Source organism: Aeromonas sp. QDB39, assembly GCF_027707585.1.
Lineage (GTDB): Bacteria > Pseudomonadota > Gammaproteobacteria > Enterobacterales > Aeromonadaceae > Aeromonas > Aeromonas hydrophila.
This window is the reverse complement of record NZ_JAPCIV010000030.1, coordinates 26,977-51,481: the sequence shown is the minus strand read 5'-3', so window position 1 is coordinate 51,481 and position 24,505 is coordinate 26,977. Positions and strand designations below refer to the sequence as shown.

Genomic DNA, 24,505 nt, shown 5'->3' with positions numbered 1-24,505 from the left:
GTCAGTTGAAGAAACCGTTGAACCAGTTGTCCAGCGCATTGGCCGGGCTGGACACCGGGCTGGCGCAGCCCATGGGCTCGGCCAGCCCGGCCAGCTTGGCCGGTACCTGCAGACTGCCCGGGCAGTCGCTGGTGACCCGGGTGCCGCTGGCACGGGAGAAGCTGGCCCAGCTCACCCCTTGCGGCATGTTCATGGCCAGGCTGTTGACCCCGCGCTGGCTCATGTAGCCGCTGAACAGCTGCAGGGCACCGCTGGCGCCGGTCAGGCCGGCCGGGGTGTTGTCGTCGCGTCCGACCCAGATGCTGACAAGCTCGTTGTTGTCGAGCCCGGTGAACCAGGAGTCGCGCAGCTCGTTGGTGGTGCCCGTCTTGGCCGCCATGGTGGCGCCGGGGAACTTGGCACCGAGCGCGCGCGCCGTGCCCTGGCTCACCGTCTTGGTCATGGCAAACAGGGTCAGCCAGCTGGCCTGCTCATCGGTCACCCGCTTGGCCGCTTCATCATGCTGATAGAGCTTGCTGCCGTCGCTGTTGACTACCGCCCGAATCGCCGACAGCGGCTGGGTCAGCCCCTGGTTGGCGATGGGCAGGTACATCTGGTTCACCTCCATCGGCGAGAGCGCCACCGCCCCCAGCACCAGCGACGGATAGGGCTGGATCTCCTGCTCCACCCCCAGCTTGTGCAGGGTGTCCACCACCTTGTCCAGCCCCACCTGCAGCCCCAGATTGACGGTCGGCACGTTGAGGGAGCTGGCCAGCGCATCCATCAGCGGCACGCTCTGGCGGAACTTGCGGTCATAGTTTTGCGGGGTCCAGATCTGGCCATCCTTGCCGCGAATGCGGATCGGCTGGTCCTTGAGCGGCGTGCCCAGGGTCAGGCCGTTGGAGAGGCCGGTCAGGTAGACCGCGGGCTTCACCAGCGAGCCTATCTGGCGACGGGCATCCAGCGCCCGGTTGAAGCCGGCGTAGCGCGGATCCCGACCGCCCACCATGGCCACCACCTCGCCCTTGTGCCAGTCGGAGACCACCATGGCCGCCTCCAGCTTCTTCTTGCCGCGCAGCTTCTCGATCTGGGCCAGACCCGACTCCACCGCCTGCTCGGCGGCGTGCTGGGCGATGGGATCCAGACTGGTGAAGATCTTGAGGCCGGACTGCTTGAGCAGATCCGGGCCGAAGCGGCTCTGGATCTCCCGTTTAAGCAGGCCCATGAAGGCCGGGGTGCGGCCATAGCTCATCTGGCCGCGAGTGATGATGCCGAGCGGCTGCTTGCTGGCCAGCTCATACTCGGCCGGTTGCAGGCTGCCGTGATCCATCAGCAGCTTGAGCACCAGATCACGACGCGCCTTGGCCCGCTCCGGGAAGCGCCAGGGATCGTAATAGGAGGGGCCCTTCACCATGCCCACCAGCAGGGCCACCTGATCGATGTCCAGCTCGTTGACCGGAATGCCGAAGTAGAAGTAGGAGGCGAGCCCGAAGCCATAAACCCCCTGGGAGAAGTTCTGCCCCAGATAGACCTCGTTGAGGTAGGCCTCCAGGATCTCGTCCTTGCTGTAGCGATAGTCGATCAGCACCGCCATGTAGGCTTCCTGTGCCTTGCGCCACAGGCTGCGTTCCCGGGTCAGGAAGAAGTTCTTGGCCAGCTGCTGGGTCAGGGTACTGCCCCCCTGCACGGTACGACCCGCCAGCAGGTTGGCCGCCATGGCCCGCATGATGGCCACCGGCGAGACGCCGCCGTGCTGGTAGAAGTCGCGATCCTCGGTGGTGAGCAGGGTGATCAGCAGGCTGTCCGGCACCTCGGCGATGCGCACCAGCAGGCGGTCCTCCCGATCCTCGGTGTTGAGGCGATCGAGCAGCACCGGGTCCATCTGGGCGTAGCCGAGCTGACGCTGGTTCTCCAGCGACTGGATCCCCTCCAGCCGCGCGCCGTTGAAGGTGAGGCGCAGGCCGCGGGCGGCATCGGCCCCGTCATGGAATTCGAACGGCCGGCGAATAAGCTCGATGCGGTTGCCGCTCACCGCATACTCGCCCGGGGTGTGGGGCTGGCGCACCTGCTTGTAGCTCAGCATGTTGAGCTCGCGCAGCATCTGGGCCTGGGAGAGGCGCTGGCTGGGATAGAGTTCCAGCGGCCGGCTGTAGACCATCACCGGCAACTGCCACTTCTCGCCGTCGAAGCGTTCACGCACCTTGGTATCGAGGTAGATGCCAAACACCACCATAAAAGCCGCTCCCACCAGGGAGAGCTTGAAGCCCAGCCAGAACAGCGTGCGCCAGATGGTGCGTTTGGGCGCCGCCTTCTTGGGGGTGCGCTTGCGTCGTTGCGTTGCCATAAATCCTCTTTGCTTTCCTTTCTACTTGTTATGTCGCGTTCGCGAACGTCCGATCAGACTTGGCCAATCGAACCTACAACCCCATCTTCTTCTTGGTGACCCTGGTCGGCATCGCCTCCAGCGGATTGTCCGGCCAGTAGTGGCGGGGGTAGCGTCCTTTCATCTCTTTCTTCACCAGCTCGTAGGAGCCGGCCCAGAAGGCGGCCAGATCGGCGGTGATCTGCAGCGGCCGCTGAGCCGGGGAGAGCAGCTCCACCACCAGCGCCACCCGGCCATCGGCCACGCACGGGGTCGCGGCCTGGCCGAACATCTCCTGGATGCGCACCGGGATCACCGGCGCCTGACCCGGCTGATAGCGGATCCGCACCCGGCTGCCGGTCGGTGCGGTAAAATGGCCGGGCAGCGCCTCGTCCAGCCGCTTGGGCAATGGCCAGGGCAGCGACTGGCGCAGGATGTCGCTCATATCGAGCTTTTTCAACTGTTCCAGCCGGGTCATGCCGCTCACCGCCGGCAGCAGCCACTGCTCGAGGTCAGCCAGCAGGCTCGCCTCGTCCATGGCCGGCCACCCTTCGTCGGGCAACCAGTCGCGGGCACAGCGCAATCGGGCCAACAGCCCCTCGCTGGCGTCATCCCAGGGCAGCACATGCAGCCCCTTGCGCCGAATACCCTGCAGCAGGCAGCGCCCTTTCTGTTCATCGGAGAGATCCGTCAGCGGCCGCTGGCTCAGCACCAGCTCGCCGAGCACCTGCTGGCGTTCGGCCCGCACCCGCTCTTCGCGCTCGTCCCAGTCGAACCACTGGCGCTCGCTCACCAGCTCGGGCAACTGGCGCACCAGCTCATCCAGCTCCACCGGCTCGGCGATGAAGATGCGGCTGCCGCGCTCGTTCTGGCCCATCTCGATGGCAATGAGCGCCCCCTGCCCCTGACAGGGGTGACCTTCTACCAGATCGCAGCTCACCCCGCCACTGAGCTGATAGCGGCTGCCACTGCGCAGCTTGCCGATGCGATCGGGCCAGGCGAGAGCGCACAGCAGCCCCAGCCATTGCCCCTGCGCACTGGCGGGGCGAGTGCCGAGCCGCTCGAACCAGCGGGCCGCACTCTGGCGCAGGGCCCCCTGGCGGCGGTGGAACAGCACGGAGAGGCGCTCCGATCCTCGCAGATCTTCTTCCAGCAGCGCCACCAGGAAAGCCGCATCGGCGACAATCCCTGTCAGACCCTCCGCCTCCAGCTCGCGCGCGCGCAGCAGCATGCGGGCAAGCCGGGGATGGGTACCGAAGGCCGCCATGGCGCGGCCGGCCGGGGTAAGTTGTTGCTCACCCTCCGGCTTCATGGCGCCGAGGCTCACCAGCAGCCGCTGGGCACTGGCGACGGCGGCGGCCGGCGGCATGTCCAGCAGCGGCAGCTCTTCGACCTTGGCCCCCCACTGGGCGGCGTCCAGCAACAGACCCGTCAGCTCCTGGGTAAGGATGTCGGGCGGGCTCTGCTCGGCGAGGCGCTCCTGCACCTCGCTGCTCCAGAGCCGGTAGCAGACACCGGGGCCGAGACGACCGGCACGACCCGCCCGCTGGGTGGCGGAGGCTTTGGCGATGGGGCGGGTCTCCAGCCGGGTGACGCCGCTCTTGATGTCGAAGGAGGCGCGCCGCTCCAGCCCGCTGTCGACCACCACGGAGATCCCCTCGATGGTGAGCGAGGTCTCCGCCACATTGGTGGTGAGCACCAGCTTACGGCGCCCCGCAGGTGCCGGCTCGATGGCCGCCTGCTGGGCCGCCATGTCGAGGCGACCGTAGAGGGGGGCGAGGGTCACCTCGTCCGGCAGCCGCCCTTCCAGCCACTGCGCCAGCCGCTCGATCTCTCCCTGGCCCGGCAAGAAGACAAGCAGGCTGCCGCCGTGGGCAGCCAGCGCCTCCAGCACCACGGCGCCGACCTGGGGCTCCAGCCACTGCTGGCGATTGGCGGGGCGATAGTGGTAGTCGATGGGAAAACCGCGCCCCTCGGAGCGAACCACCGGGGCCTCCGGCAAAAGCCGCTCCAGCGCCATGCCATCCAGGGTGGCGGACATCACCAAGAGCTTGAGGTCATCGCGCAATCCCTGCTGGCTCTCGATGGCGAAGGCCAGCGCGGTATCGGCGTGCAGGCTGCGCTCGTGGAACTCATCGAAGATGACCAGGGAGACGCCGGTGAGCTCGGGATCCTGCTGCAGCATCCGGGTCAGCACCCCTTCGGTGACGATCTCGAGCCGGGTGGCTGCGCTGGTGCGGCTCTCGCCACGCACCCGCAGGCCGATGCGCTCGCCCACCTTCTCCCCGAGCTGGCGCGCCAGAAAGCCGGCGATGTTGCGCGCCGCGAGACGTCTGGGCTCCAGCATGATGATGCGACCGGGCAGCCGGTTCTGGCGCACCAGCTCCAGCGGCAGCAGGGTCGATTTGCCCGCACCGGGCGGCGCCTGCAGGATCACGCTGGCATGGTCGTCGATGGCGGCAAAGAGTGCGGGCAGCACCGACACTATGGGGAGGGAAGACAAAGGGATCTGCACCTTCTTGTTGCAAGTCGTAAAGCGGCGCCTATTCTGCCACAGCCTGGCCGGCCACCGTGAGCGGATGTCGGCCGGCGAGACAGGATGCAGTGGCTGCCCTAGAATGGGCCACCCTGTCTGCATGAAAGAGGCATGCTCACCCGAATGGCCAAACTCTTCTTTGCCCTGCCCGCCGAGGCGCTGGCACCCGATCTCGTCGCCTGGCGCGACCAGCTGCCCTGGCCGGGTCAACCGGTGCCCGCCGCCAATCTCCACCTGACGCTGGCCTTCCTCGGCGAAGCGGATCAGCTCACCACCACCCGCCTGATGGCCGCCGTCGAGCGCCAGCACTGCCCGCCGCTCACCATAGCGCTCAATGAAACCGGCTGGTTCGGCCGCGCCAAGGCCGCCTGGGTCGGCCCGACGGAGTGGCCCAACGAGCTCACCGTGCTGGCCAGGGCGCTGCATCGCCACGGCGAGAAGCTGGGGCTTGGCAACGGCGAGCAGGGCTATCGCCCCCACGTCACCCTGTCGCGCAGGGCGAGCGAACCGCCGGCCGCCTTGCCCGCCCCCGATTTCGTGCTGCAGGCCGACCGCTTCTGCCTCTATCAATCCCTCTCGACCCCGGACGGGGTGCGCTACGAGCCCCTCGCCTGCTGGCCGCTGCGGGCCAGAGAGAAAATGGCATCCTGACCGGCGGCCATGCCCAGACTCATCGATTAAGAGAGCCATACCATGATCTTCGATCCCCCCCTGCAATCCGGGCAGCTGATCTCCCGTTACAAACGCTTCCTGACCGACGTGCAGCTCGACAACGGCGAGGTGATCACCATCCACTGCGCCAATACCGGCGCCATGACCGGCTGCGCCGAACCGGGCACCCGGGTCTGGTACTCCACCTCAGACAATCCCAAGCGCAAGCTGCCCCACAGCTGGGAGATCGCCGAGAGCCCGGCCGGTCACTTCATCTGCGTCAACACGGCCCGCGCCAACCAGCTGGCCCGCGAGCTTATCGAGCAGGATGCCCTCGCCCCGCTGCGCGGCTATGCCAGGCTGCGCACCGAGGTGAAATACGGCGAAGAGAACAGTCGCATCGATCTGCTGCTGGAAGATGACCACCGGCCAGCCTGTTATATCGAGGTGAAATCGGTGACCCTGCTCGACGAGCGGGAGCAAGCCGGCATGGGCTACTTCCCCGATGCGGTAACCACCCGTGGCGCCAAGCACTTGCGTGAATTAATGGCCATGAAGGCGGCAGGCCACAGAGCCGTGCTGTTATTTATGGTTTTGCACTCCGGAATCGTGAGAATGCGCCCGGCAGCGCATATAGATCCGCACTATAGTCTGCTTATTGAGCAAGCAATTACGGCAGGGGTTGAAATTTTATGCTATCGACCCCATGTTGGGGTGCAGAGCATGGTGGCCCAAGATTTTATCCCGTTTGAATCTTGTCACCTGCTACCCGAGGGCAGCGAATAAATGTTGGAGTGGGTAACATTATTGGTACGGCTTGTTTGCCTCCAAGTTACCCTTCTGCTATAGATGTCGCCCTCAATTTATGGATGGCACGGGTAGCGTGCTGAATTAGGAGACAGGGCATGCCAACAGGCGAAAACAGGAAATCTCTGGGCCCCCTGGCCATTGCGGGTGTGGCGCCTTACCAGGAAAAACCGGGTGAGGAGTACATGAATGACCAACAAAAGGCACATTTTCGCAAGATCCTGGGAGCCTGGCGCAACCAACTGATGCAGGAAGTTGACCGCACCGTTGACCATATGAAGGATGAGGCTGCCAACTTTCCGGATCCCGTGGATCGCGCCGCGCAAGAAGAAGAGTTCGCTCTTGAACTGCGTACCCGCGACCGTGAGCGCAAGCTGATCAAGAAGATCGAGAAAACCTTGCTGCTGCTCGAAGACGATGACTTCGGTTACTGCGAACACTGCGGTATCGAGATCGGTATCCGCCGTCTGGAAGCCAGACCCACCGCCGACCTCTGTGTCGACTGCAAGACCCTGGCTGAAATCAAGGAAAAACAGATGGCCGGTTGATACCGACCTCTGGCATAACAGAAAAAAGGGAGCTCGCGGGCTCCCTTTTTTATTGAGCTTTTGGCCGGGCCGTCCCAGAATGCAGCCTCAATGTCCCGTTTGCCCGAATCTGCATGCCCGTGAATACCATCCCCTCATCCCAGACCCGCCCTTATATCGGCCGCTTTGCCCCCTCCCCCTCAGGCCCGCTTCACTTCGGCTCCCTGATCGCGGCGCTCGGCAGCTTCCTGCAGGCCAGGGCACGGCAAGGACGCTGGCTGGTGCGCATCGAAGATATCGATCCGCCGCGGGAGATGGCGGGGGCCGCCCCGCTCATTTTGCAGACGCTGGAAGCCCATGGCCTACAGTGGGATGGCGAGGTGATGTACCAGAGCCGGCGCCACGGCCGCTATGACGAGATCATCGACCAGCTCTACCGGACCGGCGATCTCTACTGGTGTCGCTGTACCCGGCGCGAAATCATGGCGAGCGGCGGCTTTTACAACGGTCACTGCCGCACCCTCGGGCTGACCGCAGAGGGTTGTGCCGCCCGCGTGCGCCAGCACCACCCGGTGTACGATTTCGAGGATGGGCTGCAGGGACGCATTGCGGTGCCGGCGGCGCTGGCCGAGGAAGATTTCATCGTGCGCCGGCGCGATGGGCTCTATGCCTACAACCTGGCGGTGGTGGTGGACGACATGGACTGCGGCATCACCGAGATAGTGCGCGGTGCCGATCTACTGGAGCCGACGGTGCGCCAGATCGCCCTCTACCAGACGCTGGGCGCCCCCGTGCCCGCCTGGGTGCATCTGCCGCTGGCGGTGCAGGCCGACGGCAACAAGCTCTCCAAGCAGAATCACGCACCGGCGCTGGCACAGGACGAGGTGCGCCCGGCCCTGTGGCAGGCGCTGCACTTTCTCGGCCAGTGCCCGCCCCCCGAGCTGATGGCGAGCCGGGTGGACGAGATCATCGACTGGGGCATCGCCCACTGGCAGTTGGCCCGGGTGCCCGCCAGCGAGAAGATTGCGCTGACAGCTGGCGTAAACGAATAGGCAGTTCAGGGGGATTTGGGTGTGAATCAGCGCGGTTTGCGATGATTTAGCCGGGATAATCCGCTTCAAACGAGATCAATTGCCAGCACGGTTTTTCATTTGGTTAGGCGTGAGCTATGATAGGCCGCTATTTTTTTGGCCTCCCGTCAATTTGAAGTCATAACGAGGTGTACCATTTTTTCCCAGATCGCAAACTTTTGCCGCAAAGTGCTCGGCAAGGAAGACGGCGAGCAGTCGGCGGAGTCCCCCATTCCGGCCCGTGTCGCCGGACAACGTCGTACCTTGAGCCGTGACCAGCACCCGATTTCGCGCAAAGAGATCAGCGAGAATGCACTCAAGGTGCTCTATCGCCTGAACAAGGGCGGCTACGAAGCCTACCTGGTCGGCGGCGGAGTCCGGGATCTGCTGCTCGGGAAGACGCCCAAGGATTTCGACATCGCTACCGATGCGACGCCGGAGCAGATCAAGTCACTGTTCAGCAACTGCCGCCTGATCGGCCGCCGTTTCCGGCTGGCCCACATCGTCTTTGGTCGTGACGTGATCGAAGTGGCCACCTTCCGCGGTCACCACCATCAGGTCAATACCAGCAAACATGTGTCGGCCCAATCCGATGAAGGCATGCTGCTGCGCGACAACGTCTACGGCACCATCGAAGAGGATGCCGAGCGTCGCGACTTTACCGTCAACGCCCTCTATTACAGTGCCAAGGACTTCACCCTGCACGATTTCGAGGGCGGGCTGGAAGACCTGGCCGAGCGCAAGCTGGAGCTCATTGGCGATCCCGAGACCCGCTACCGCGAAGATCCGGTGCGGATGCTGCGCGCCGTGCGCTTCGCCGCCAAGCTGGACATGACCATCAGCCCGCGCACTGCCGCCCCCATCAAGGAGCTGGCACCGCTGCTGCAGGATATTCCGGCAGCCCGCCTGTTCGAGGAAACCCTCAAGCTGTTCCTGGCTGGCGATGGCCTGGCCACCTACAAGCTGCTGCGCGAATACGGCCTGTTCCAACAGCTGTTCCCGCAGGTGGCGGCGCTGTTTACCCCGCACGGCAACTCGCCCTACGAGCAGTTCATCGAGCAGGCGCTGATCGATACCGACACCCGGGTCCGGGAAGACAAGCGCGTCACCCCCGCCTTCCTCTACGCCACCCTGTTGTGGGGCTGTGTCGAGGCCCGCGGCCGGGTGCTGGAGAACGAGAGCGGCCTGCCCTGGTATGACGCCTTCATGCTGGCGATCAACGAGGTGCTGGACAATCAGGTGCGGATCATCGCCGTTCCGCGCCGCTTCACCACCGATGTGCGCGACATCTGGGCCCTGCAGCAGCGGCTGACCCGCCGTCAGGGCCGCCATCCCGAGCGGGCCATGGAGCATCCCAAGTTCCGCGCAGCGTTTGACTTCCTGTTGCTGCGCAACCGGGTCGAGCGCGGTCTGGGCGAGCTGGCCAGCTGGTGGGAACGCTACGTGGAATCCAATCCGGACGTGCGCCCGCAGCTGCAACGGGAGGCGACCCGCCGCCCGGCAAGCGGTGAGCGCGGTCAGGCCGGTGAGGCCCGCAGCAACGATGGCGAGAAGCGCAGCAGCAACAGCCGCAACCGTCGTCGCCCCCGTCGCCGCAAACCGAAAGCGGCCGAGTGACAACTGACGTGATGACCGAGGTCTTCATCGCCATTGGTTCCAACCTGTCTGACCCGCTCGGTCAGGCTCGTCGCGCCGTCGCCGCTCTGGCAAGGTTGCCGGAATCCGTGCTGGTGCAGGCCTCGTCGTTTTACAGCAGCCGCCCGATGGGCCCTGCTGACCAGCCGGACTACGTCAATGCCGTGGCCCGACTCAACACCCGGCTGACGCCGCTGGCGCTGCTGGATCAACTACAAAGCATCGAGCTGGAACAAGGACGTGTGCGCAAGGATGAGCGATGGGGGCCAAGAACCCTGGATCTCGATCTGCTGCTGTTTGGCGATCAGATCATCAGGCATGAACGCCTCATCGTTCCCCACTACGGCATGAAGGAGCGGGAGTTCGTGCTGCTGCCCCTGGCCGAGATTGCACCCGCTCTGGTACTGCCTTGCGGCACCCCACTCGCAGAACTGGTTGCCCACTGCCCGCACAATGATCTTGCCATCATTGCCCCCGGTGCAGACGAACAGGAGCCTCTATGAGCAAGATCACCACCACCAACCTGCTGAAGATGAAGCAGGAAGGCCAACGAATCACCGCCATCACCGCCTATGATGCCACCTTTGCCAAGCTGTTCGACGACGAGGGCGCCCACGTGCTGCTCATCGGCGACTCGCTGGGCATGGTGCTGCAGGGGGGGCAGGATACCCTGGGCGTCAGCATGGATGAGATGGTCTATCACACTCGTTGCGTGGTGCGCGGCACCACCAATGCACTGGTGGTGACCGACATGCCGTTCATGAGCTATGCCACCCCGGAGCAGACCTATCAGAACGCCGCCCGGCTGATGGCGGCCGGTGCCCGCATGGTGAAGATGGAAGGGGGCGACTGGCTGTGCGACTCCATTCGCCACCTGACCCGCAACGGCGTGCCGGTGTGCGGCCACCTCGGCCTCACCCCGCAATCCGTGCACGTATTCGGCGGCTTCAAGGTGCAGGGACGCGACGAGTTCCAGGCCCAGGAGATCTACCGTCAGGCCCTCGAACTGCAGGCTGCCGGCATCCAGTTGCTGGTGCTCGAGTGCGTGCCCACTTCGCTGGCCGAGCGCATCAGCAAGGCGCTGCGCATTCCGGTGATCGGCATCGGTGCCGGTCCCGCCACCGACGGCCAGATCCTGGTGATGCACGATGCCTTCGGCATCACCTCCGGCTATGTGCCCAAGTTCACCAAAAACTTCCTGGCCGAGACCGGCGACATGCGCGCCGCCATCCGGCTCTATGTGAAGCAGGTGAGCGAAGGCACCTTCCCGGGCCCGGAGCACTGCTTCAACTGATCCGATAGCCTGACGAGAGCGGGGGCCTGCGCCCCCGCTTCGCCCTCTGGTGCTGACTGAGCAACCCGTCTCTTGATGACTCATCCCAAGGTGACCTGTCGATGATGCTGCCCGTTGACACTCCTCTCTTACCCATGCGGGCCCATACCGCCCGCCTCTCTTTGATCTTTTCGAAGGTGAACTGCTGATGTTGGTCGTTAACAATCCCGCCGCTCTGCGTGAACAGATCGGCCAATGGCGCCGTGAAGGGCTCACAATCGCATTCGTGCCCACCATGGGCAACCTGCATCAGGGCCATATGACCCTGGTGAAAGAGGCGCACCACCACGCCGACAAGGTGGTGACCAGCATCTTCGTCAACCCGATGCAGTTCGACAAGGCCGAGGATCTCGCCAACTACCCGCGCACCCTGGAGCAGGACTGCGCCGCGCTGGAAACGGCCGGGGTGGACATGGTGTTCACGCCGACCCCGGAGATCATGTATCCGCAGGGGCTCGCCAGCCACACCTTCGTCGAGGTGCCGGGCCTCTCCGGTCTGCTGGAAGGGGCGCTGCGTCCGGGTCACTTCCGCGGTGTCAGCACCGTGGTCACCAAGCTGTTCAATCTGGTGCAGCCGGATGTGGCCTGCTTCGGCCAGAAGGATTACCAGCAGCTGGCGCTCATTCGCAAGATGGTGGCCGACATGGCGATGCCCATCCAGATCGTTGGCGTGCCCACCGTGCGGGCCGAAGACGGGCTGGCGCTCTCCTCGCGCAACGGCTACCTGACCGCCGCCGAGCGGGCCTTGGCCCCTGAGCTCGCGCGCACCATGAACTGGATCGCCGAGCAGATTGAAGCGGGTGACCATCACCTGCCCTCCCTGGTGGCCCAGGCCAGCCAGCGCCTCGACAAGGCCGGTTTTCGGACCGACGCCATCGACATCGTCGATGCCGCCACCCTGGAAGCGGCCACCGACCAGAGCGAGCAGCTGGTGATCCTGATGGCGGCGTATCTCGGCAAGGCCCGCCTCATCGACAACCGGGTGGTGACGCTGGCCCGCTCCTGAGCCGCTGCGCCACTGACAACAAAGCCCGCATGTGCGGGCTTTGTTGTTTCTGAGCGCATCCGCCCTACTCGGCGGTAACCGGGTAACCCGCCCCTTTCCAGGCGAAGATGCCGCCCGGCACCCGATAGACCTGCTGATAGCCCTGGGTGACCGCCCAGGCAGCCCCGTTGTGGCTGCGGCCACACTTGACGAAGCCGCAGTAGAACACCACCGGACGGGTCTTGTCGTCCCCCAGCAGGGCCAGCAGCTGCTCGGGCGTGCCGCTCCCCTCGACGATCTGGCTCCAGTCATCGCCGGACTTGGCCTCCTTCACGAAGGCAAAATTCTTGGCCCCCTGGATGTGCTCCTTCTTGTAGGACTCCTCGAACGGCATGGTGTCGATGATCACCAGCGCCTCGCCTTTATCCATCCGGGTCTTCAGCTCGGCCACGGTCAACAGCTGATAGCCCCCCTGCTGGGTCTCCTGGGAGAGCTGTACCGCCGCCTGCTCCAGCTTGGTCTCCTGCTCGAACTGGTTGTCGCCACAGCCACCGAGGGCAAAGCTGGCCGCAATCAGCGTGGCCATCAGGGTGCGGGATTGCAATCTCATCATGTCACTGCTCCTTTGGAACGGTAAAAACGGGGCGGGAGTAGCGCAGCAAGGCGCCCGCAAGCGTCAGCAGCAGCAGATCCCGCAAGAGGGCCTGTGGCAGCGAGCTGAGATCCGCCCTGCCAAGACAGCCGCAAGAGATGTCGAGCCCGATGGCGATGCCATAGCCCAACACAGGAATAAACAGGGCCAAGAGGGCCACCACCAACCAGAGCCCCCAGCGCCGGTTGGCGATCACCGCGAGCCCGGCGCAGAGCTCCAGCCCGACAAGCCCCCAAACGGCAAGGGGAATGAACGGCGACCAGAGCAGGCCGAAGGCGCCGATCTGCTCGGCGAACAGCTCCGGCGCCACCAGCTTGAACCCGGCGGAGGCGACGAAGAATCCCCCCAGCGCCAACCTGGCCAGCACCCGCAGATACACGGCCATGGGATAGCTCTTTATCATCCATGCCCCCCACTGCCAACTCCCCGAGCAGGTCTCACCATGCCCTAGCCGGCGGCCGGATAGCGGGCCAGTTCGCAATACTCACCGTCTTCGTCACAACGAAAAACGGCGGCGGTTTCGCCGCGCTGGCACCACTGCTGCCACTCCTCGGGCGGGCAATGCAGGCGGATGGCGAGGCCACAGCCGGCGCTGAGCCGGCGCGGTACGTCGCAGACCCGAAACGGGTGGGGCTGCTGCTCCAGCCGCTTGCGCAGCCTGAGCGTGCCGAGGGTAGAGTGGAACAGGTAGAGGAACTCTGCGTTCATGATTTGCCTCCCGTGCTGGCGCGGGCACCGAACAGAGCCGCCCCCAGCGCACCGGCAAACTGGGCGTCCGGGTGGGTGGCCACGTCACAGCCCAATCCTTGCGCCAGATAATGGCGGAAGGTGGCGCAGTGGCTGACGCCGCCGGTAAAGAGCACCGTCGGTCTGGCACCGAGGCGGCCGATGAAGTTGGCGCTGCGCCGGGCCATGGAGCGGACGATGCCGGCCAGAATCGACTCGGCCGGAATGCCCGCCGAGCGCAGACTGATCGCCTCCGATTCGGCAAACACGGTGCACATGCTGCTGATGTCGTGAGGCTCGGCCCCTTGCAGCAGCTCGTCTAGCTGCTCGACCCGCGCCCCCAGGGTGCGGGTGATCACCTCGAGAAAGCGGCCGGTACCGGCGGCACACTTGTCATTCATCAGAAAGTCGGTGAGATTGCCCTCGCCATCGAGCTGGATCACCTTGCTGTCCTGGCCGCCGATGTCGATGACGGTGTATACCGACGGGCAGAGCAGGCGCGCCCCCAGCCCGTGGCAGGAGATCTCGGTGACCCGCCGATCGGCGAACGATGCCAGATCGCGGCCATAACCGGTCAGGGTCAGATGGGGGCGCTCTGGCAGCGCGGCCGAGAGCGTCTCCCAGCCTTGCTCGATGGCGGCCAGCGGACGAAAGGGGGTCGGCACCAGAAAGCGGCGGACGATGCGCCCGCCGTCCTTGTGGTCGAACAGGATCCCCTTGGTCGCGGTGGAGCCCGAGTCAATCCCGATGGTGAGTGACACGGCGCCTCCTCACAGCATTTCGATAAAGGCCGCCAGCCGGGTGGCCAGTTGTCCCTTGTCGGCGCTGGAGTAGTCGGTCTCCACCGCCATGTAGGGGATGCCGTGGCGATCGCGCACGTGGCGTTTGATGGCGAGCGACTCCACCGCATAGGTGTGACAGGCCTGCAGGATCACGTCGATCACCCCGTCCGCCTGATACTCCTCCACCATCTGGCTCAGCAGCTTCATGCGCTGGTGGTTGGGGGAGATGCAGGAGCAGCCGATGGCCAGATACTTGTCGGTCAGCGCATCGAACAAGTCGCCCTCCTCGCTGACGCACTGCTCGGTCGCCTTGGCGCCGGTGCAGTTCTCGTAGCCCACCACCCAGCCGCCGTGCTCCTCGATGAGGCGCACCACCTTGTCGGCGGCGCCACCGATGGGGCAGCCGGTGATGAGGATGCGCGGACGGGCATCGAGCCGTTTGCCCTCGGCGTACTCGGCCTTGATGCGGTGGGTCATCTCCTGCAGCTCGCTGATGAGCTGCTCCTTGTCGAAGCGGAAGGTGGCGCCATAGACCACCTTGAGGAGGTCGGTGCCGCTCAGCGCCGGTGGATTGAGCTGGCCCAGCCGGTAGAAATCGGCCAGCGCGCGGCGCTCGCGGTTCTTCAGCACGATGGCGTCGCGCAGCGCCTGCTCGCTGATGGGGTTGCCGAACTGCTGCTCCAGCAATGCCTTGAAGCGAACGATTTCGCTGCGCCACAGGGTGCGGGAGGCCTCGTCATCGGCACGGTTGGGCAGCTGCATCACGTGCACCGGTTTGAACTCGGCCATGTACTCGTACATCTTCTTCTTGCCGTCGCAGGTGGTTTCCCCCACCACCAGATCGGAGAAGTAGAAGTAGGGGCACTTGTCGGTCTTGCCGAAACCGTAGCTGCTCTTGATGAGCGGGCAGAGGTTGCGGGGCAGGTCTTTTTCGGCCTCCTCGATGGTCTCGTCGCTGGTGGAACAGAGCGATACGACCACGGCGCCGGCGGCCATCGCCACCTCCTGCGGCATGAAGGTGCAGTAGGTGCCGACCAGGGGGATCTGTCGCTCCTTGAGTGCCATCACGGCCAGAAAGCCCTGACGGCGGGCATCTGAAAAACTGTCGAAAATGGCTGGCAACTCGGTGATCAGTGACATAGGCGATCCTGCCCTGGTGAGAAAAAGAAGAGACGGAGGGCCTCCATTGTGCAGACCTTCCAACCGCTGGAATTATACCTTTGGGGGTAATCTGAAAATTGCGGTGGATCACAAGGTGCCAGATAAAACCTTGATAAGAGAGCGGTTATTGACCCTATTCGAGAGGGGGCCAGCGCAGGAGAGGAAAAAGCGGCGACAAAAAACGGGCACCCCAGGGTGCCCGTTGCATTCTATCAGTGGCGCAGCCCGGTGCCGCGGGAGATGAGCCACCAGGCCAGACCGTAGAGAGCCACGATGAAGCCGATGATGATGAGGTAGGCGGTGCCGAGCGGCACGTCGGAGATCCCGAGGAAGCCGTAACGGAACGCGTTCACCATGTAGATGATCGGGTTCACCTGGGAGACCCCCTGCCAGAAGGGTGGCAACAGGCTGATGGAGTAGAACACCCCGCCGAGATAGGTGAGCGGCGTCAGCACGAAGGTGGGGATGATGCTGATGTCGTCGAAGGTCTTGGCAAACACCGCGTTGATGAGGCCGCCCAGCGAGAAGAGGATGGCGGTCAGCAGCACGGTGAAGCAGACGCTGAACAGGTGGTGGATCTGCAGCGGCACGAAGAACAGCGACACCAGGGTGACGATAAGACCGACACAGAGGCCGCGCGCCACGCCACCGCCCACGTAACCGGCGATGATGACGTAGTTGGGCACCGGCGCCACCAGCAGCTCCTCCACGTTGCGCTGGAACTTGGCGCTGAAGAAGGAGGAGGCGACGTTGGAGTAGGAGTTAGTGATCACCGACATCATGATGAGGCCGGGCACGATGAACTCCATGTAGCTGAAGCCCCCCATGTCACCGATGCGGCCGCCGATGAGGTTGCCGAAGATGACGAAGTAGAGGCTCATGGTGATGGCGGGCGGCACCAGGGTCTGGATCCAGATCCGGGTGAAGCGGCTGATCTCCTTGGCCAGAATGCTCTTGAAGGCGATGTAGTAAGTGGTCAGGTTCATGCTTTTCTCCCCTCCTCGACCAGGGTGACGAACAGCTCTTCCAGCCGGTTGGCCTTGTTGCGCATGCTCAATACCTGCACCTGCTGGCTCGACAGCTGCTCGAACAGGCTGTTGAGGGACTGGCTCTTGTCCAGATCCACCTCCAGGGTGCGTTCGTCCTGCATGCGGCCGTTGAACTCGGGCACGTTCGGCACGGCGGAGCCCGGCGCCAGATCCAGCATGAAGGTCTCGCGGCCCAGCTTGCCCAGCAGATTCTTCATGCTGGTGTTCTCGATCAGGCGGCCCTTGTCGATGATGCCGATGTTGCGGCACAGCATCTCGGCCTCTTCCAGATAGTGGGTGGTGAGGATGATGGTGACGCCCTGCTCGTTGAGATCCTTGAGGAAACTCCACATGGAACGGCGGATCTCGATGTCTACCCCGGCGGTCGGTTCGTCGAGGATCAACAGCCTGGGTTCGTGCATCAGGGCGCGGGCGATCATCAGCCGGCGCTTCATGCCACCGGAGAGAGTACGGGCCGGCATGTCGCGCTTGTCCCACAGGTCGAGCTGACGCAGATACTTCTCGGCACGGATCTTGGCCTCGGCCCTCGGCACGCCATAGAAGCCGGCCTGATGGGTGACGATCTGGATCACCTTCTCGAACTGGCTGAAGTTGAACTCCTGCGGCACCAGCCCGAGCTGGGCCTTGGCCTCTTCCAGGTGAGTGTCGATGTCGTAACCGAACACCTTCACCTTGCCGGCGCTCTTGTTCACCAGCGAGCTGATGATGCCGATGGTGGTGGACTTGCCCGCCCCGTTGGGGCCGAGCAGCGCGAAGAAATCCCCCTGCTTGACGGTGAGATCAATGCCTTTAAGGGCTTCGACGCCCCCCTGATAGGTCTTTTTCAGGCCGCTGATTTCCAGTGCGTTCATTGCAACCCCTGTGATGGCGCATCCCATCTCGAGACAGAAAAGGCGGCCAAGGCCGCCTGCAGACAGAAAATGGCGCTCTGCCACCTCGCCCGTGATATTCCTGAACCTTGCTTACTCTTGCGGTACTACCTTGCCGATGAACTTCAGATTGCGGTACTTCTGGGCATAGTCGATGCCGCAGCCCACCACGAATTCATCGGGAATGGAGAAACCGATCCAGTCTACCGGCACCTGCACTTCGCGGCGGGACGGCTTGTCCAGCAGGGTGCAGATGGCCAGGGATTTCGGCTCGCGCAGAGAGAGGATCTCGCGCACCTTGTTGAGGGTGTAGCCGGTATCGATGATGTCTTCGACGATCACCACGTCCTTCCCTTTGATGTCGTCATCCAGATCTTTGAGGATGCGCACGTCACGGGTGCTGTGCATGCCGGAGCCATAGCTGGAGGCGGTCATAAAATCCAGGGTGATGGGCAGCTGGGTCTGGCGGCACAGGTCGGCCAGGAAGATGCAGGAACCACGCAGCAGGCCGATCATGACCACTTCGTCAGAGCCCTGATAACGGGCGGTGATCTCTTCACCCAATTTGGCGATCCGGGCGGCAACTTCAGCCTCGGAGATCATCACCTCGACAGTGTGTTTCATCACTTACTCCATAATGGCCAAAGCGAATTTGGCCGTTCATTAACGTCAAAACCGATGATTCTACCATTCAAGCCGAAGGGCGTCAGGCATACGTGATGCTTTTATCGGCTTATTTTAATTGATAGAGTTAGCAGGCCCTCGGGCATTATCGGTGACAATACTATAAACACCATAATCAATAACTATTAGATGAAAAAACTATGGAACCACGCGCAGAAATAAGACGTCGAACCCGGCTTTCGCCGGAGGCCCGACGCAATCAATTGATGGAATGTGCCATCGAGGTGTTCTCCCGTCGCGGCATTGGCCGTGCGGGTCACGCCGAAATCGCAGAACAGGCCAAGGTCTCGGTTGCTACCGTGTTCAACTATTTCAACACCCGTGAAGAGCTGGTGGATGAAGTGTTGGCCGAGATCGAACGTTTCGTGCATCAGATGCTGGAACATGCCTACACCGGCCAGGGCCCGGTCAGCGACAGCATTCGCCGCCACGTGAAGCTGTTTGTCGACGCCGCCTACGATCAGCCTGACCACGCCAGCATCTGGCTGGAGTGGAGCTCATCGGTGCGGGAAGAGGTCTGGCCCCGTTACGCCAAGCTGCTGGACAAGGCACTTGAGCGCATTGCACCCCACCTGCAACGCGCCATGGATGCCGGCGAGATCCAGAGCGTGCTGTCCGCCCAGGACTTGGCCCGCTCCCTGACCGGTTTTGGTTACGTCATGATGCAGATGATCAATCAGCCACAACGCCCGGACCGGGAAGAAGTGACCGATTTTCTGTTCAAGTACGTGACGGCCCCGATCCAGGCAGCCTAACCCGCTCCGTCAAAATAAAGCGGCGCCGAACTGTTCAGGTCGGCGCCGCTTTTGTTTGTCCGCTATCTCTCAGCTCACCCTTTGGCGTAGCCCCAGCGGCGGGTCAGATCGTGCTCTATCCCAAGATGGTCGAGGATCCTCGCCACCATGAAGTCCACCAGATCCGCGATGCTTTTTGGCTCATGATAGAAGCCCGGCGCCGCCGGCATGATGGTCACCCCGAGCCGCGCCAGTTTCAGCATGTTCTCCAGGTGGATGGCCGAGAAGGGGCTCTCGCGGGGCACCAGAATGAGCTGGCCACGCTCCTTTATCACCACGTCCGCCGCCCGCTCCAGCAGGTTGTCGGAGGTGCCGTTGGCAATGGCCGACACGGTACCCATGGAGCAGGGGCAGACCACCATCTGTCTGGGCGCCGCCGAACCGGAAGCCACCGGCGAGAACCACTCCTCCTTGCCGCAGGCCACTATCTGCCCCTCGCTGGCGCCATATTGGCGACAGAGAAAGGCAGAGAGCTCTTTCGGCGAGCCGGGCCACTCCCGCTGCTGCTCGGTCTTGAGCACCACACGAGCCGCCGAGGAGGCGAGCAGGTAGACCCGATAATCCGCCTGCACCAGGCATTCCAGCAGGCGCAGGGCATAAGGGGCGCCGGAGGCGCCGGTCAGCGCCAGGGTGATCGCTTTGTTCATAGCTGGCCGTGATAGTCCTTGAGGCGGGCGATCAGCTTGTCATGAATGCCGCCGAAGCCACCGTTGCTCATGATCAGAATATGATCGCCATCGCGGCACTCGGCCACCAGCCGGTTGATCAGGGTCTCCAGATCGTTGAATACCTTGGCCGGTCGGGTCATGTGGGCGGTCACCTCGCCGAGATCCCAGCCGATGTTGGGCGGCTGGAAGAAGAACACCTCGTCGGCGCCGTCGAAGCAGCCGGCCAGCTCTTCCTTGTGCACTCCCAGCTTCATGGTGTTGGAGCGGGGTTCCAGCACCGCCAGAATGCGGGCCTTGCCCACCTTGGCGCGCAGTCCACCGAGGGTGGTCTCGATGGCGGTGGGGTGGTGGGCGAAGTCGTCATAGACGCTGATGCCGGCTACCTCGCCTTTGAGCTCCATCCGCCGCTTGGGGGACTTGAACTGGCAGAGCGCCGCAATGCCGTGCTCCACCATCACACCGGCATGGCGGGCAGCGGCAATGGCCATCAGGCCGTTGTTGACGTTGTGCTCGCCGATGCACTCCCAGTGCACCTCGCCCTGCTTCACGCCGTCCAGCCACACCTCGAAGGCGGAGCCATCGTCGGCCAGTTTGACGGCCTTCCACTGGGCGTCGTCCTGCCCCACCAGCTCCACTTCGCTCCAGCAGCCCATCTTGCGCACGGCGGCGAGGTTCTCATCCCCCTTGGGGAAGAGCACCCGGCCGTTGCTCGGCACGGTGCGCATCAGGTGGTGGAACTGACGCTGGATGGCGGCCAGATCCGGGAAGATATCCGCGTGGTCGAACTCCAGGTTGTTCATCACCAGGGTGCGTGGGTGGTAGTGGACGAACTTGGAGCGCTTGTCGAAGAAAGCGCAGTCATACTCGTCCGCCTCGATGACGAAGAAGGGGGCTGAACCAAGACGGGCGGAGACCGGGAAGTTGCCGGGCACGCCGCCGATGAGGAAACCGGGCTCCAGCTTGGCGTATTCGAGCACCCAGGCCAGCATGCTGGCGGTGGTGGTCTTGCCGTGGGTACCTGCGACGGCCAGCACCCAGCGATCCTGCAGCACGTGCTCCAGCAGCCACTGGGGGCCGGAGATGTAGGGCAGATTGCGGTCCAGCACATACTCCACACAGGGGTTGCCGCGGCTCATGGCATTGCCGACCACTACCAGATCCGGCGCCGGATCGAGCTGGGAGGGGTCATAGCCCTCGGTCAGTTCGATGCCCTGTTGCTCGAGCTGAGTACTCATGGGGGGATAGACGTTGGCATCCGAACCGGTCACCCGGTAACCAAGCTGTTTTGCCAACACCGCCAGACCACCCATGAAGGTGCCGCAGATCCCGAGGATGTGAATGTGCATACCGCTGCCTTTTCCAGTAAAGGGAGTGCGCATTCTAGCAAGGTGACGGCAATTTGGCAGACCCAAGCTGTGCGGTATCCACCAACTCTGTCGCAGTGGCCCTGAAATATGGTCATTTGACGCGACATCGCTATAATATCGGCCTGCAAACTTGACTCCAACACTCAAAGGAAACGTCATGAGCCTGAACCTGGTCCCGGCTGGCAAGAGCCTGCCCGACGACATCTACGTCATCATCGAAATCCCGCAGAATGCCGACCCGATCAAATACGAAGTCGACAAGGACAGCGGTGCCATCTTCGTTGATCGCTTCATGTCTACCCCGATGTTCTACCCGTGCAACTACGGTTACGTGAACGCCACCCTATCTCTGGATGGTGATCCGGTCGACGTGCTGGTGCCGACTCCCTACCCGCTGCTGGCCGGCTCCGTCATTCGCTGCCGCCCGGTTGGCGTGCTGAAGATGACCGACGAATCCGGTGAAGATGCCAAGATCGTGGCCGTTCCGCACTCCAAGCTGACCAAGCAGTACGATCACATCAAGGATGTGAACGATCTGCCCGAGCTGCTGCGCGCCCAGATCCAGCACTTCTTCGAGCGCTACAAAGAGCTGGAAGCAGGCAAGTGGGTCAAGGTTGAAGGCTGGGGCGACAAGGCCGCTGCCGAAGCCGAGATCATCAGCTCTGCCGAGCGTTACGCTGCCAAGTAAGCGTATCCTTCGTGAAAAAGGCGCCTCAGGGCGCCTTTTTTATAGGCTGTTGCGGGCGCTGACCCGGCGTCACACCGGCAGGATCCCCCTGGATATAGATATCGCGCCCATCCTGTCGATAGGACCGATAGTAGTCTCCCCCGCAGCGATAGCTGCCATCCTGATCGCTCATCAGCTCGCAGTTCACCGGCAGCACCTCCAGCCACTTGATGGCCTGCTGGAAACGCAGCCACTCCTGCCACTCATGCTCCCGCGCCAGCTTGTCCCGCAGGGCAAAGGTATCCGCGCTGGACATCCCCTGGTTGACGATGACTGGCCCCGCTGCGGCCGGCAAGGTGGCCAGCAGCAGCAACAACGGTGTGATTCGCTTCATGACGGTTTCCTGCATGACTTATTTCCTGAATTAAATTAAAAGCCCGATCAATCTGTTATCAAAATCACAAATGCCAGACTCATCCAAAATCGGCCAGCTCACCTAGTTGTTTATTATCACCCCGAGCAGGATGCACATCATGAAACTGGCACAAGGTCTGTTGTTGAGTCTAGTGTTCGCGTCCATGGCCGGGGCCAACGAGGTCACCCTGAGCTGGCAGTGGCAATCGGCCGACGGCCAGCAGAAACATCTGCTGCTGAACACGGATGAGCGGGTCATCTCCGCCAGCCGCCACGAGATGAGCCTGCTCGATGCTTCCCTCAACTATCCGCTGGAGACCCTCTACTCCTACATCAGTCCTCGGCTCTACAACAGCATCAATCTGATCAATCAGACCAGCCCGGAGACCGCCACCAAGTTTCGCAATCTGGAGCAGGCCTTCACCCTGCACGACGACAGCATGGAATCGACCCTGTTCTGGCAGGCCTATCAGCAATATCAGGACGATGCCTTTTATCAGATGCGGGTGGTGCCCTGCGTCCATCCCGCCAATCGCAAGCTGCCCTGCGTGCGTCCCAACTATTCGCAGCTGTTCTACCAGTTCAAGGGCGACCTGAGGCCCCTAGCAAAACAGTTCCTGGCCAAGGATCTCGCCACCAGCGTCGGCCTGCTACAGGAGTGGCTGAGCGGCATTCCTACCCCGCCCGAGCAGATGGACCACTTCGCGCCGCCGCTGCAAGCCTTGCAGAGCAACAAGGCAGACAGCGACGAGAAGGCGCTGCTGATGGCCAGCCTGCTGGCCGAGCTGGCCCCCCAGTACATGCTCAGCATCATCTACCCGAACATCAGCATCGGCAGCGTCTCGCCGGCCTGGCTGGCCATTACCGCCGACAGCGGCCTGAAAGGGGATACCGTGGTGATCGGCAACCAGCGCCACGTTCTGCTGACCGGCTCGCCCCTGCTGGCCCAACAGATGACCATGGCCAAGATCCCGCTGGTGAGCGAACCGCTCTACTGAGCCCTCCCCCTCACCTCCCGTCTGGCTGCAGGCCGCAGCCAGACTCCTCAAACCAGTTGATAAGCAATTGATTTTTATCGACTGCGTGCCATCCTAGCCGCCTTTGCCAGCCAGGTCCCGCGCTGGCGGGCAGGCAAGCGGGCCAATCACACGTTTATTTAACACTTCTTAAACAGATCCGATCAGTTTAGGATGAGTACTGCCCCATTCCCTCAATGCAAAAATCGTTATAACATAACAAAAGGAGTGTCATCAGGATGAAACATCTCGTACTTACTCTGGCGCTGCTGCCAACCCTAGCCCTGGCTCACAACATCAAGGAGTCGGCCCAGGTGCCGCTGGTCAACATCAGCGACAAGGGTGAACTGGTTCTGAAAGAAAAAGAGATCAGCTATCAGCCCTGGCAAAGCAAGGTGCTGGCCGGCAAGGTCTTTCTGATCCAGCACATCGCCGGTCGTTCCAGCGCCAAGGAGCTCAACGCCCCCATGATCGAAGCGATCAAGGCGGCCAAGCTGCCCCACGACAAGTACCAGACCGTCACCATCATCAACAGCAATGACGCCATCTGGGGCACCTCCGGCTTTGTGAAGAGCAGTGCCGAAGACAGCAAGAAGGAATTCCCCTGGTCCGCCATGGTACTGGATGCCAAGGGCATGGCCCGCAACGCCTGGGATCTGGCGCCGGAAAGCTCGGCCATCATCCTGCTGGACAAAGAGGGCAAGGTGCTGTTTGCCAAAGATGGCCAGCTCGATGCCAACAATATCGCTACCGTGATGGGGCTCATCAAGTCCCATCTCTAAGTCAGAGAGAAGGGGCGCTGATGGCGCCCCTTTGATAGGGGTCTATGGGTCGTACCAAGCTGAAAATCTGGTTGCTGCTGCTGGGCTGGTTGTGGCTGCAACCGGTGCTGGCACAACATCCGCTGGAAGCCGACCTACCCGGCCACAACCACGCCTGCGTCCTCTGCGCCCTGCATCTGGATGGCAAGCTGGCACTCACCCCAACCCTGGTCATCCCGTCTTCACAAGTGGTCATCGGCACGCTCGTTGATGCTGCCTTGCCCACACCTCATGCTACCCCGTCAGGCCAGTGCCGCATTCGCGCGCCGCCACTGTTTCATCGCTTATCCGGCTAAATCCATTTTTCAATAAATTTTTCAAAGGATTAACGATGAAAGCAGTCACCCTGTTACTGGCGGCCGCCGCGTTTGGCGTGCAGGCAAACCACGATGAACACGACAGTCACGGCCACGGCGCCCACGAGCACGGCCACGGCCACCTCAACCTGGTGCTCGATGGCAACCAGCTGATGATCGAGCTGCAGGCCCCCGCCGCCGATCTGGTGGGCTTCGAGCACGCCGCCAAGAGCGACGAGGAGAAGGCGCAATACGCCAAAGCCATGGCTCAACTCAAACAACCCGATGCCCTGTTTCGCTTCGACCCGGCCGCCGGCTGCAAGCTGACCCAGCAGGAGCTGCAGGCCGCCAAGGAAGATCATGACCATGACCATGACCATGACCATGACCATGACCATGACCATGACCATGACCATGACCACCAGAAGTCTGACGGCAAGCACGACGAACACCAGCACGACGACGCCGGTCACGCCGACCTGGGCGCCATGTACACCTACACCTGCGCTACCCCGGCCAAGCTGACCGGGCTGGAGGCCACCCTGTTCAGCGTCTATCCGAGCCTGGAGAAGCTGAGCATGCAGGGCATACTGCCCAGCGGCCAGACTGCGGCCGAGCTGACCCCCTCCGCCAACAAACTGAGCTGGTAACGCC

Annotated in this window: 27 protein-coding genes; 14 read left to right on the top strand and 13 right to left on the bottom strand. The window is 62.9% G+C overall.

Features of this window, described 5'->3' with window-relative positions; genetic code table 11:
* Position 1: 1 nt before the first annotated feature.
* Both mrcB and hrpB read right to left on the bottom strand, forming a co-directional pair.
* Positions 2-2,323, bottom strand: coding sequence for a penicillin-binding protein 1B (mrcB, locus tag PG899_RS17460; protein WP_016351880.1), 2,322 nt, complete (start codon positions 2,321-2,323; stop codon positions 2-4).
* A gap of 73 nt (positions 2,324-2,396) precedes the next feature.
* Positions 2,397-4,844 carry an ATP-dependent helicase HrpB gene (gene hrpB, locus PG899_RS17455; protein WP_270697525.1) on the bottom strand — a complete coding sequence of 816 codons (2,448 nt, stop codon included), beginning with the start codon at positions 4,842-4,844 and terminating at the stop codon, positions 2,397-2,399.
* 156 nt (positions 4,845-5,000) lie between these two features.
* Between hrpB and thpR the strand changes: the two genes are divergently transcribed.
* The 8 genes from thpR (at position 5,001) to panC (ending at position 11,906) form a co-directional block, all read left to right on the top strand.
* Positions 5,001-5,528, top strand: a complete 528-nt coding sequence (gene thpR, locus PG899_RS17450; RefSeq protein ID WP_270697529.1) for an RNA 2',3'-cyclic phosphodiesterase — start codon at positions 5,001-5,003, stop codon at positions 5,526-5,528.
* A gap of 42 nt (positions 5,529-5,570) precedes the next feature.
* The gene (gene sfsA / locus PG899_RS17445; protein ID WP_045526152.1) at positions 5,571-6,314 is read left to right on the top strand and encodes a DNA/RNA nuclease SfsA; all 744 of its coding nucleotides are present in this window, start codon (positions 5,571-5,573) and stop codon (positions 6,312-6,314) included.
* Positions 6,315-6,433: 119 nt separating this feature from the next.
* A complete protein-coding gene (gene dksA, locus PG899_RS17440; RefSeq protein WP_005304459.1) occupies positions 6,434-6,883 on the top strand; it encodes an RNA polymerase-binding protein DksA in 450 nt (149 codons plus the stop codon).
* Between the two features lie 113 nt (positions 6,884-6,996).
* Positions 6,997-7,914, top strand: a complete 918-nt coding sequence (gluQRS, locus tag PG899_RS17435) for a tRNA glutamyl-Q(34) synthetase GluQRS (protein ID WP_252411181.1) — start codon at positions 6,997-6,999, stop codon at positions 7,912-7,914.
* 135 nt (positions 7,915-8,049) lie between these two features.
* Positions 8,050-9,549, top strand: a complete 1,500-nt coding sequence (gene pcnB / locus PG899_RS17430) for a polynucleotide adenylyltransferase PcnB (RefSeq protein WP_017411017.1) — start codon at positions 8,050-8,052, stop codon at positions 9,547-9,549.
* Positions 9,550-9,560: 11 nt separating this feature from the next.
* Positions 9,561-10,070 (top strand): 2-amino-4-hydroxy-6-hydroxymethyldihydropteridine diphosphokinase, encoded by a 510-nt coding sequence (folK, locus tag PG899_RS17425; protein WP_270697528.1) that lies wholly within the window; start codon positions 9,561-9,563, stop codon positions 10,068-10,070.
* Complete coding sequence (gene panB / locus PG899_RS17420) at positions 10,067-10,861, top strand: 3-methyl-2-oxobutanoate hydroxymethyltransferase (RefSeq protein WP_011707281.1); 795 nt, start codon at positions 10,067-10,069, stop codon at positions 10,859-10,861. Before folK ends, panB begins: the two co-directional genes overlap by 4 nt.
* 187 nt (positions 10,862-11,048) lie before the next feature.
* Positions 11,049-11,906: a pantoate--beta-alanine ligase gene (panC, locus tag PG899_RS17415; protein ID WP_270697524.1), complete on the top strand. Its 858-nt coding sequence runs from the start codon at positions 11,049-11,051 to the stop codon at positions 11,904-11,906.
* Between the two features lie 64 nt (positions 11,907-11,970).
* Here panC and PG899_RS17410 read toward each other — a convergent pair whose 3' ends face one another.
* The 8 genes from PG899_RS17410 to hpt all read right to left on the bottom strand — a co-directional run bounded on the left by PG899_RS17410 (position 11,971) and on the right by hpt (position 17,748).
* Entirely contained in the window at positions 11,971-12,498 is a 528-nt protein-coding gene (locus tag PG899_RS17410) for a rhodanese-like domain-containing protein (RefSeq protein WP_252451339.1), read from the bottom strand.
* A 1-nt stretch (position 12,499) separates the two neighbouring features.
* Positions 12,500-12,922 (bottom strand): MauE/DoxX family redox-associated membrane protein, encoded by a 423-nt coding sequence (locus tag PG899_RS17405; RefSeq protein ID WP_252451337.1) that lies wholly within the window; start codon positions 12,920-12,922, stop codon positions 12,500-12,502.
* Between the two features lie 62 nt (positions 12,923-12,984).
* A complete protein-coding gene (locus tag PG899_RS17400; RefSeq protein ID WP_077096939.1) occupies positions 12,985-13,245 on the bottom strand; it encodes a DUF3343 domain-containing protein in 261 nt (86 codons plus the stop codon).
* Positions 13,242-14,024: an acyl-CoA dehydratase activase gene (locus PG899_RS17395; RefSeq protein ID WP_270697523.1), complete on the bottom strand. Its 783-nt coding sequence runs from the start codon at positions 14,022-14,024 to the stop codon at positions 13,242-13,244. The genes PG899_RS17400 and PG899_RS17395 overlap by 4 nt, the downstream gene beginning before the upstream one ends.
* Before the next feature lie 9 nt (positions 14,025-14,033).
* On the bottom strand, positions 14,034-15,185 hold the full coding sequence (locus tag PG899_RS17390; RefSeq protein ID WP_252451332.1) for a double-cubane-cluster-containing anaerobic reductase: 1,152 nt from the start codon (positions 15,183-15,185) through the stop codon (positions 14,034-14,036).
* A 233-nt stretch (positions 15,186-15,418) separates the two neighbouring features.
* A complete protein-coding gene (locus tag PG899_RS17385) occupies positions 15,419-16,192 on the bottom strand; it encodes an ABC transporter permease (RefSeq protein ID WP_005304632.1) in 774 nt (257 codons plus the stop codon).
* Entirely contained in the window at positions 16,189-17,106 is a 918-nt protein-coding gene (locus tag PG899_RS17380) for an ABC transporter ATP-binding protein (RefSeq protein WP_016351893.1), read from the bottom strand. The genes PG899_RS17385 and PG899_RS17380 overlap by 4 nt, the downstream gene beginning before the upstream one ends.
* 111 nt (positions 17,107-17,217) lie before the next feature.
* The gene (hpt, locus tag PG899_RS17375; protein ID WP_011707288.1) at positions 17,218-17,748 is read right to left on the bottom strand and encodes a hypoxanthine phosphoribosyltransferase; all 531 of its coding nucleotides are present in this window, start codon (positions 17,746-17,748) and stop codon (positions 17,218-17,220) included.
* A 200-nt stretch (positions 17,749-17,948) separates the two neighbouring features.
* Between hpt and PG899_RS17370 the strand changes: the two genes are divergently transcribed.
* Positions 17,949-18,563, top strand: coding sequence for a TetR/AcrR family transcriptional regulator (locus PG899_RS17370; protein WP_323947881.1), 615 nt, complete (start codon positions 17,949-17,951; stop codon positions 18,561-18,563).
* Positions 18,564-18,637: 74 nt separating this feature from the next.
* On the opposite strand, the gene PG899_RS17365 is transcribed toward PG899_RS17370, so the two are convergent.
* Both PG899_RS17365 and mpl read right to left on the bottom strand, forming a co-directional pair.
* A complete protein-coding gene (locus PG899_RS17365; protein ID WP_270697521.1) occupies positions 18,638-19,249 on the bottom strand; it encodes a flavin prenyltransferase UbiX in 612 nt (203 codons plus the stop codon).
* The gene (gene mpl, locus PG899_RS17360; protein WP_011707291.1) at positions 19,246-20,616 is read right to left on the bottom strand and encodes a UDP-N-acetylmuramate:L-alanyl-gamma-D-glutamyl-meso-diaminopimelate ligase; all 1,371 of its coding nucleotides are present in this window, start codon (positions 20,614-20,616) and stop codon (positions 19,246-19,248) included. Before mpl ends, PG899_RS17365 begins: the two co-directional genes overlap by 4 nt.
* 178 nt (positions 20,617-20,794) lie before the next feature.
* Between mpl and ppa the strand changes: the two genes are divergently transcribed.
* The gene (gene ppa / locus PG899_RS17355; protein WP_011707292.1) at positions 20,795-21,325 is read left to right on the top strand and encodes an inorganic diphosphatase; all 531 of its coding nucleotides are present in this window, start codon (positions 20,795-20,797) and stop codon (positions 21,323-21,325) included.
* Positions 21,326-21,350: 25 nt separating this feature from the next.
* Here ppa and PG899_RS17350 read toward each other — a convergent pair whose 3' ends face one another.
* On the bottom strand, positions 21,351-21,713 hold the full coding sequence (locus PG899_RS17350; protein ID WP_016351897.1) for a hypothetical protein: 363 nt from the start codon (positions 21,711-21,713) through the stop codon (positions 21,351-21,353).
* A 124-nt stretch (positions 21,714-21,837) separates the two neighbouring features.
* Between PG899_RS17350 and PG899_RS17345 the strand changes: the two genes are divergently transcribed.
* From PG899_RS17345 to PG899_RS17330, 4 genes are all read left to right on the top strand, one after another.
* Complete coding sequence (locus PG899_RS17345) at positions 21,838-22,716, top strand: hypothetical protein (RefSeq protein WP_029302247.1); 879 nt, start codon at positions 21,838-21,840, stop codon at positions 22,714-22,716.
* Between the two features lie 257 nt (positions 22,717-22,973).
* The gene (locus tag PG899_RS17340; RefSeq protein WP_011707296.1) at positions 22,974-23,516 is read left to right on the top strand and encodes a YtfJ family protein; all 543 of its coding nucleotides are present in this window, start codon (positions 22,974-22,976) and stop codon (positions 23,514-23,516) included.
* Positions 23,517-23,560: 44 nt separating this feature from the next.
* On the top strand, positions 23,561-23,851 hold the full coding sequence (locus tag PG899_RS17335) for a hypothetical protein (protein ID WP_077096929.1): 291 nt from the start codon (positions 23,561-23,563) through the stop codon (positions 23,849-23,851).
* A 35-nt stretch (positions 23,852-23,886) separates the two neighbouring features.
* Positions 23,887-24,501, top strand: coding sequence for a DUF2796 domain-containing protein (locus PG899_RS17330; RefSeq protein ID WP_270697520.1), 615 nt, complete (start codon positions 23,887-23,889; stop codon positions 24,499-24,501).
* Positions 24,502-24,505 lie beyond the last annotated feature (4 nt).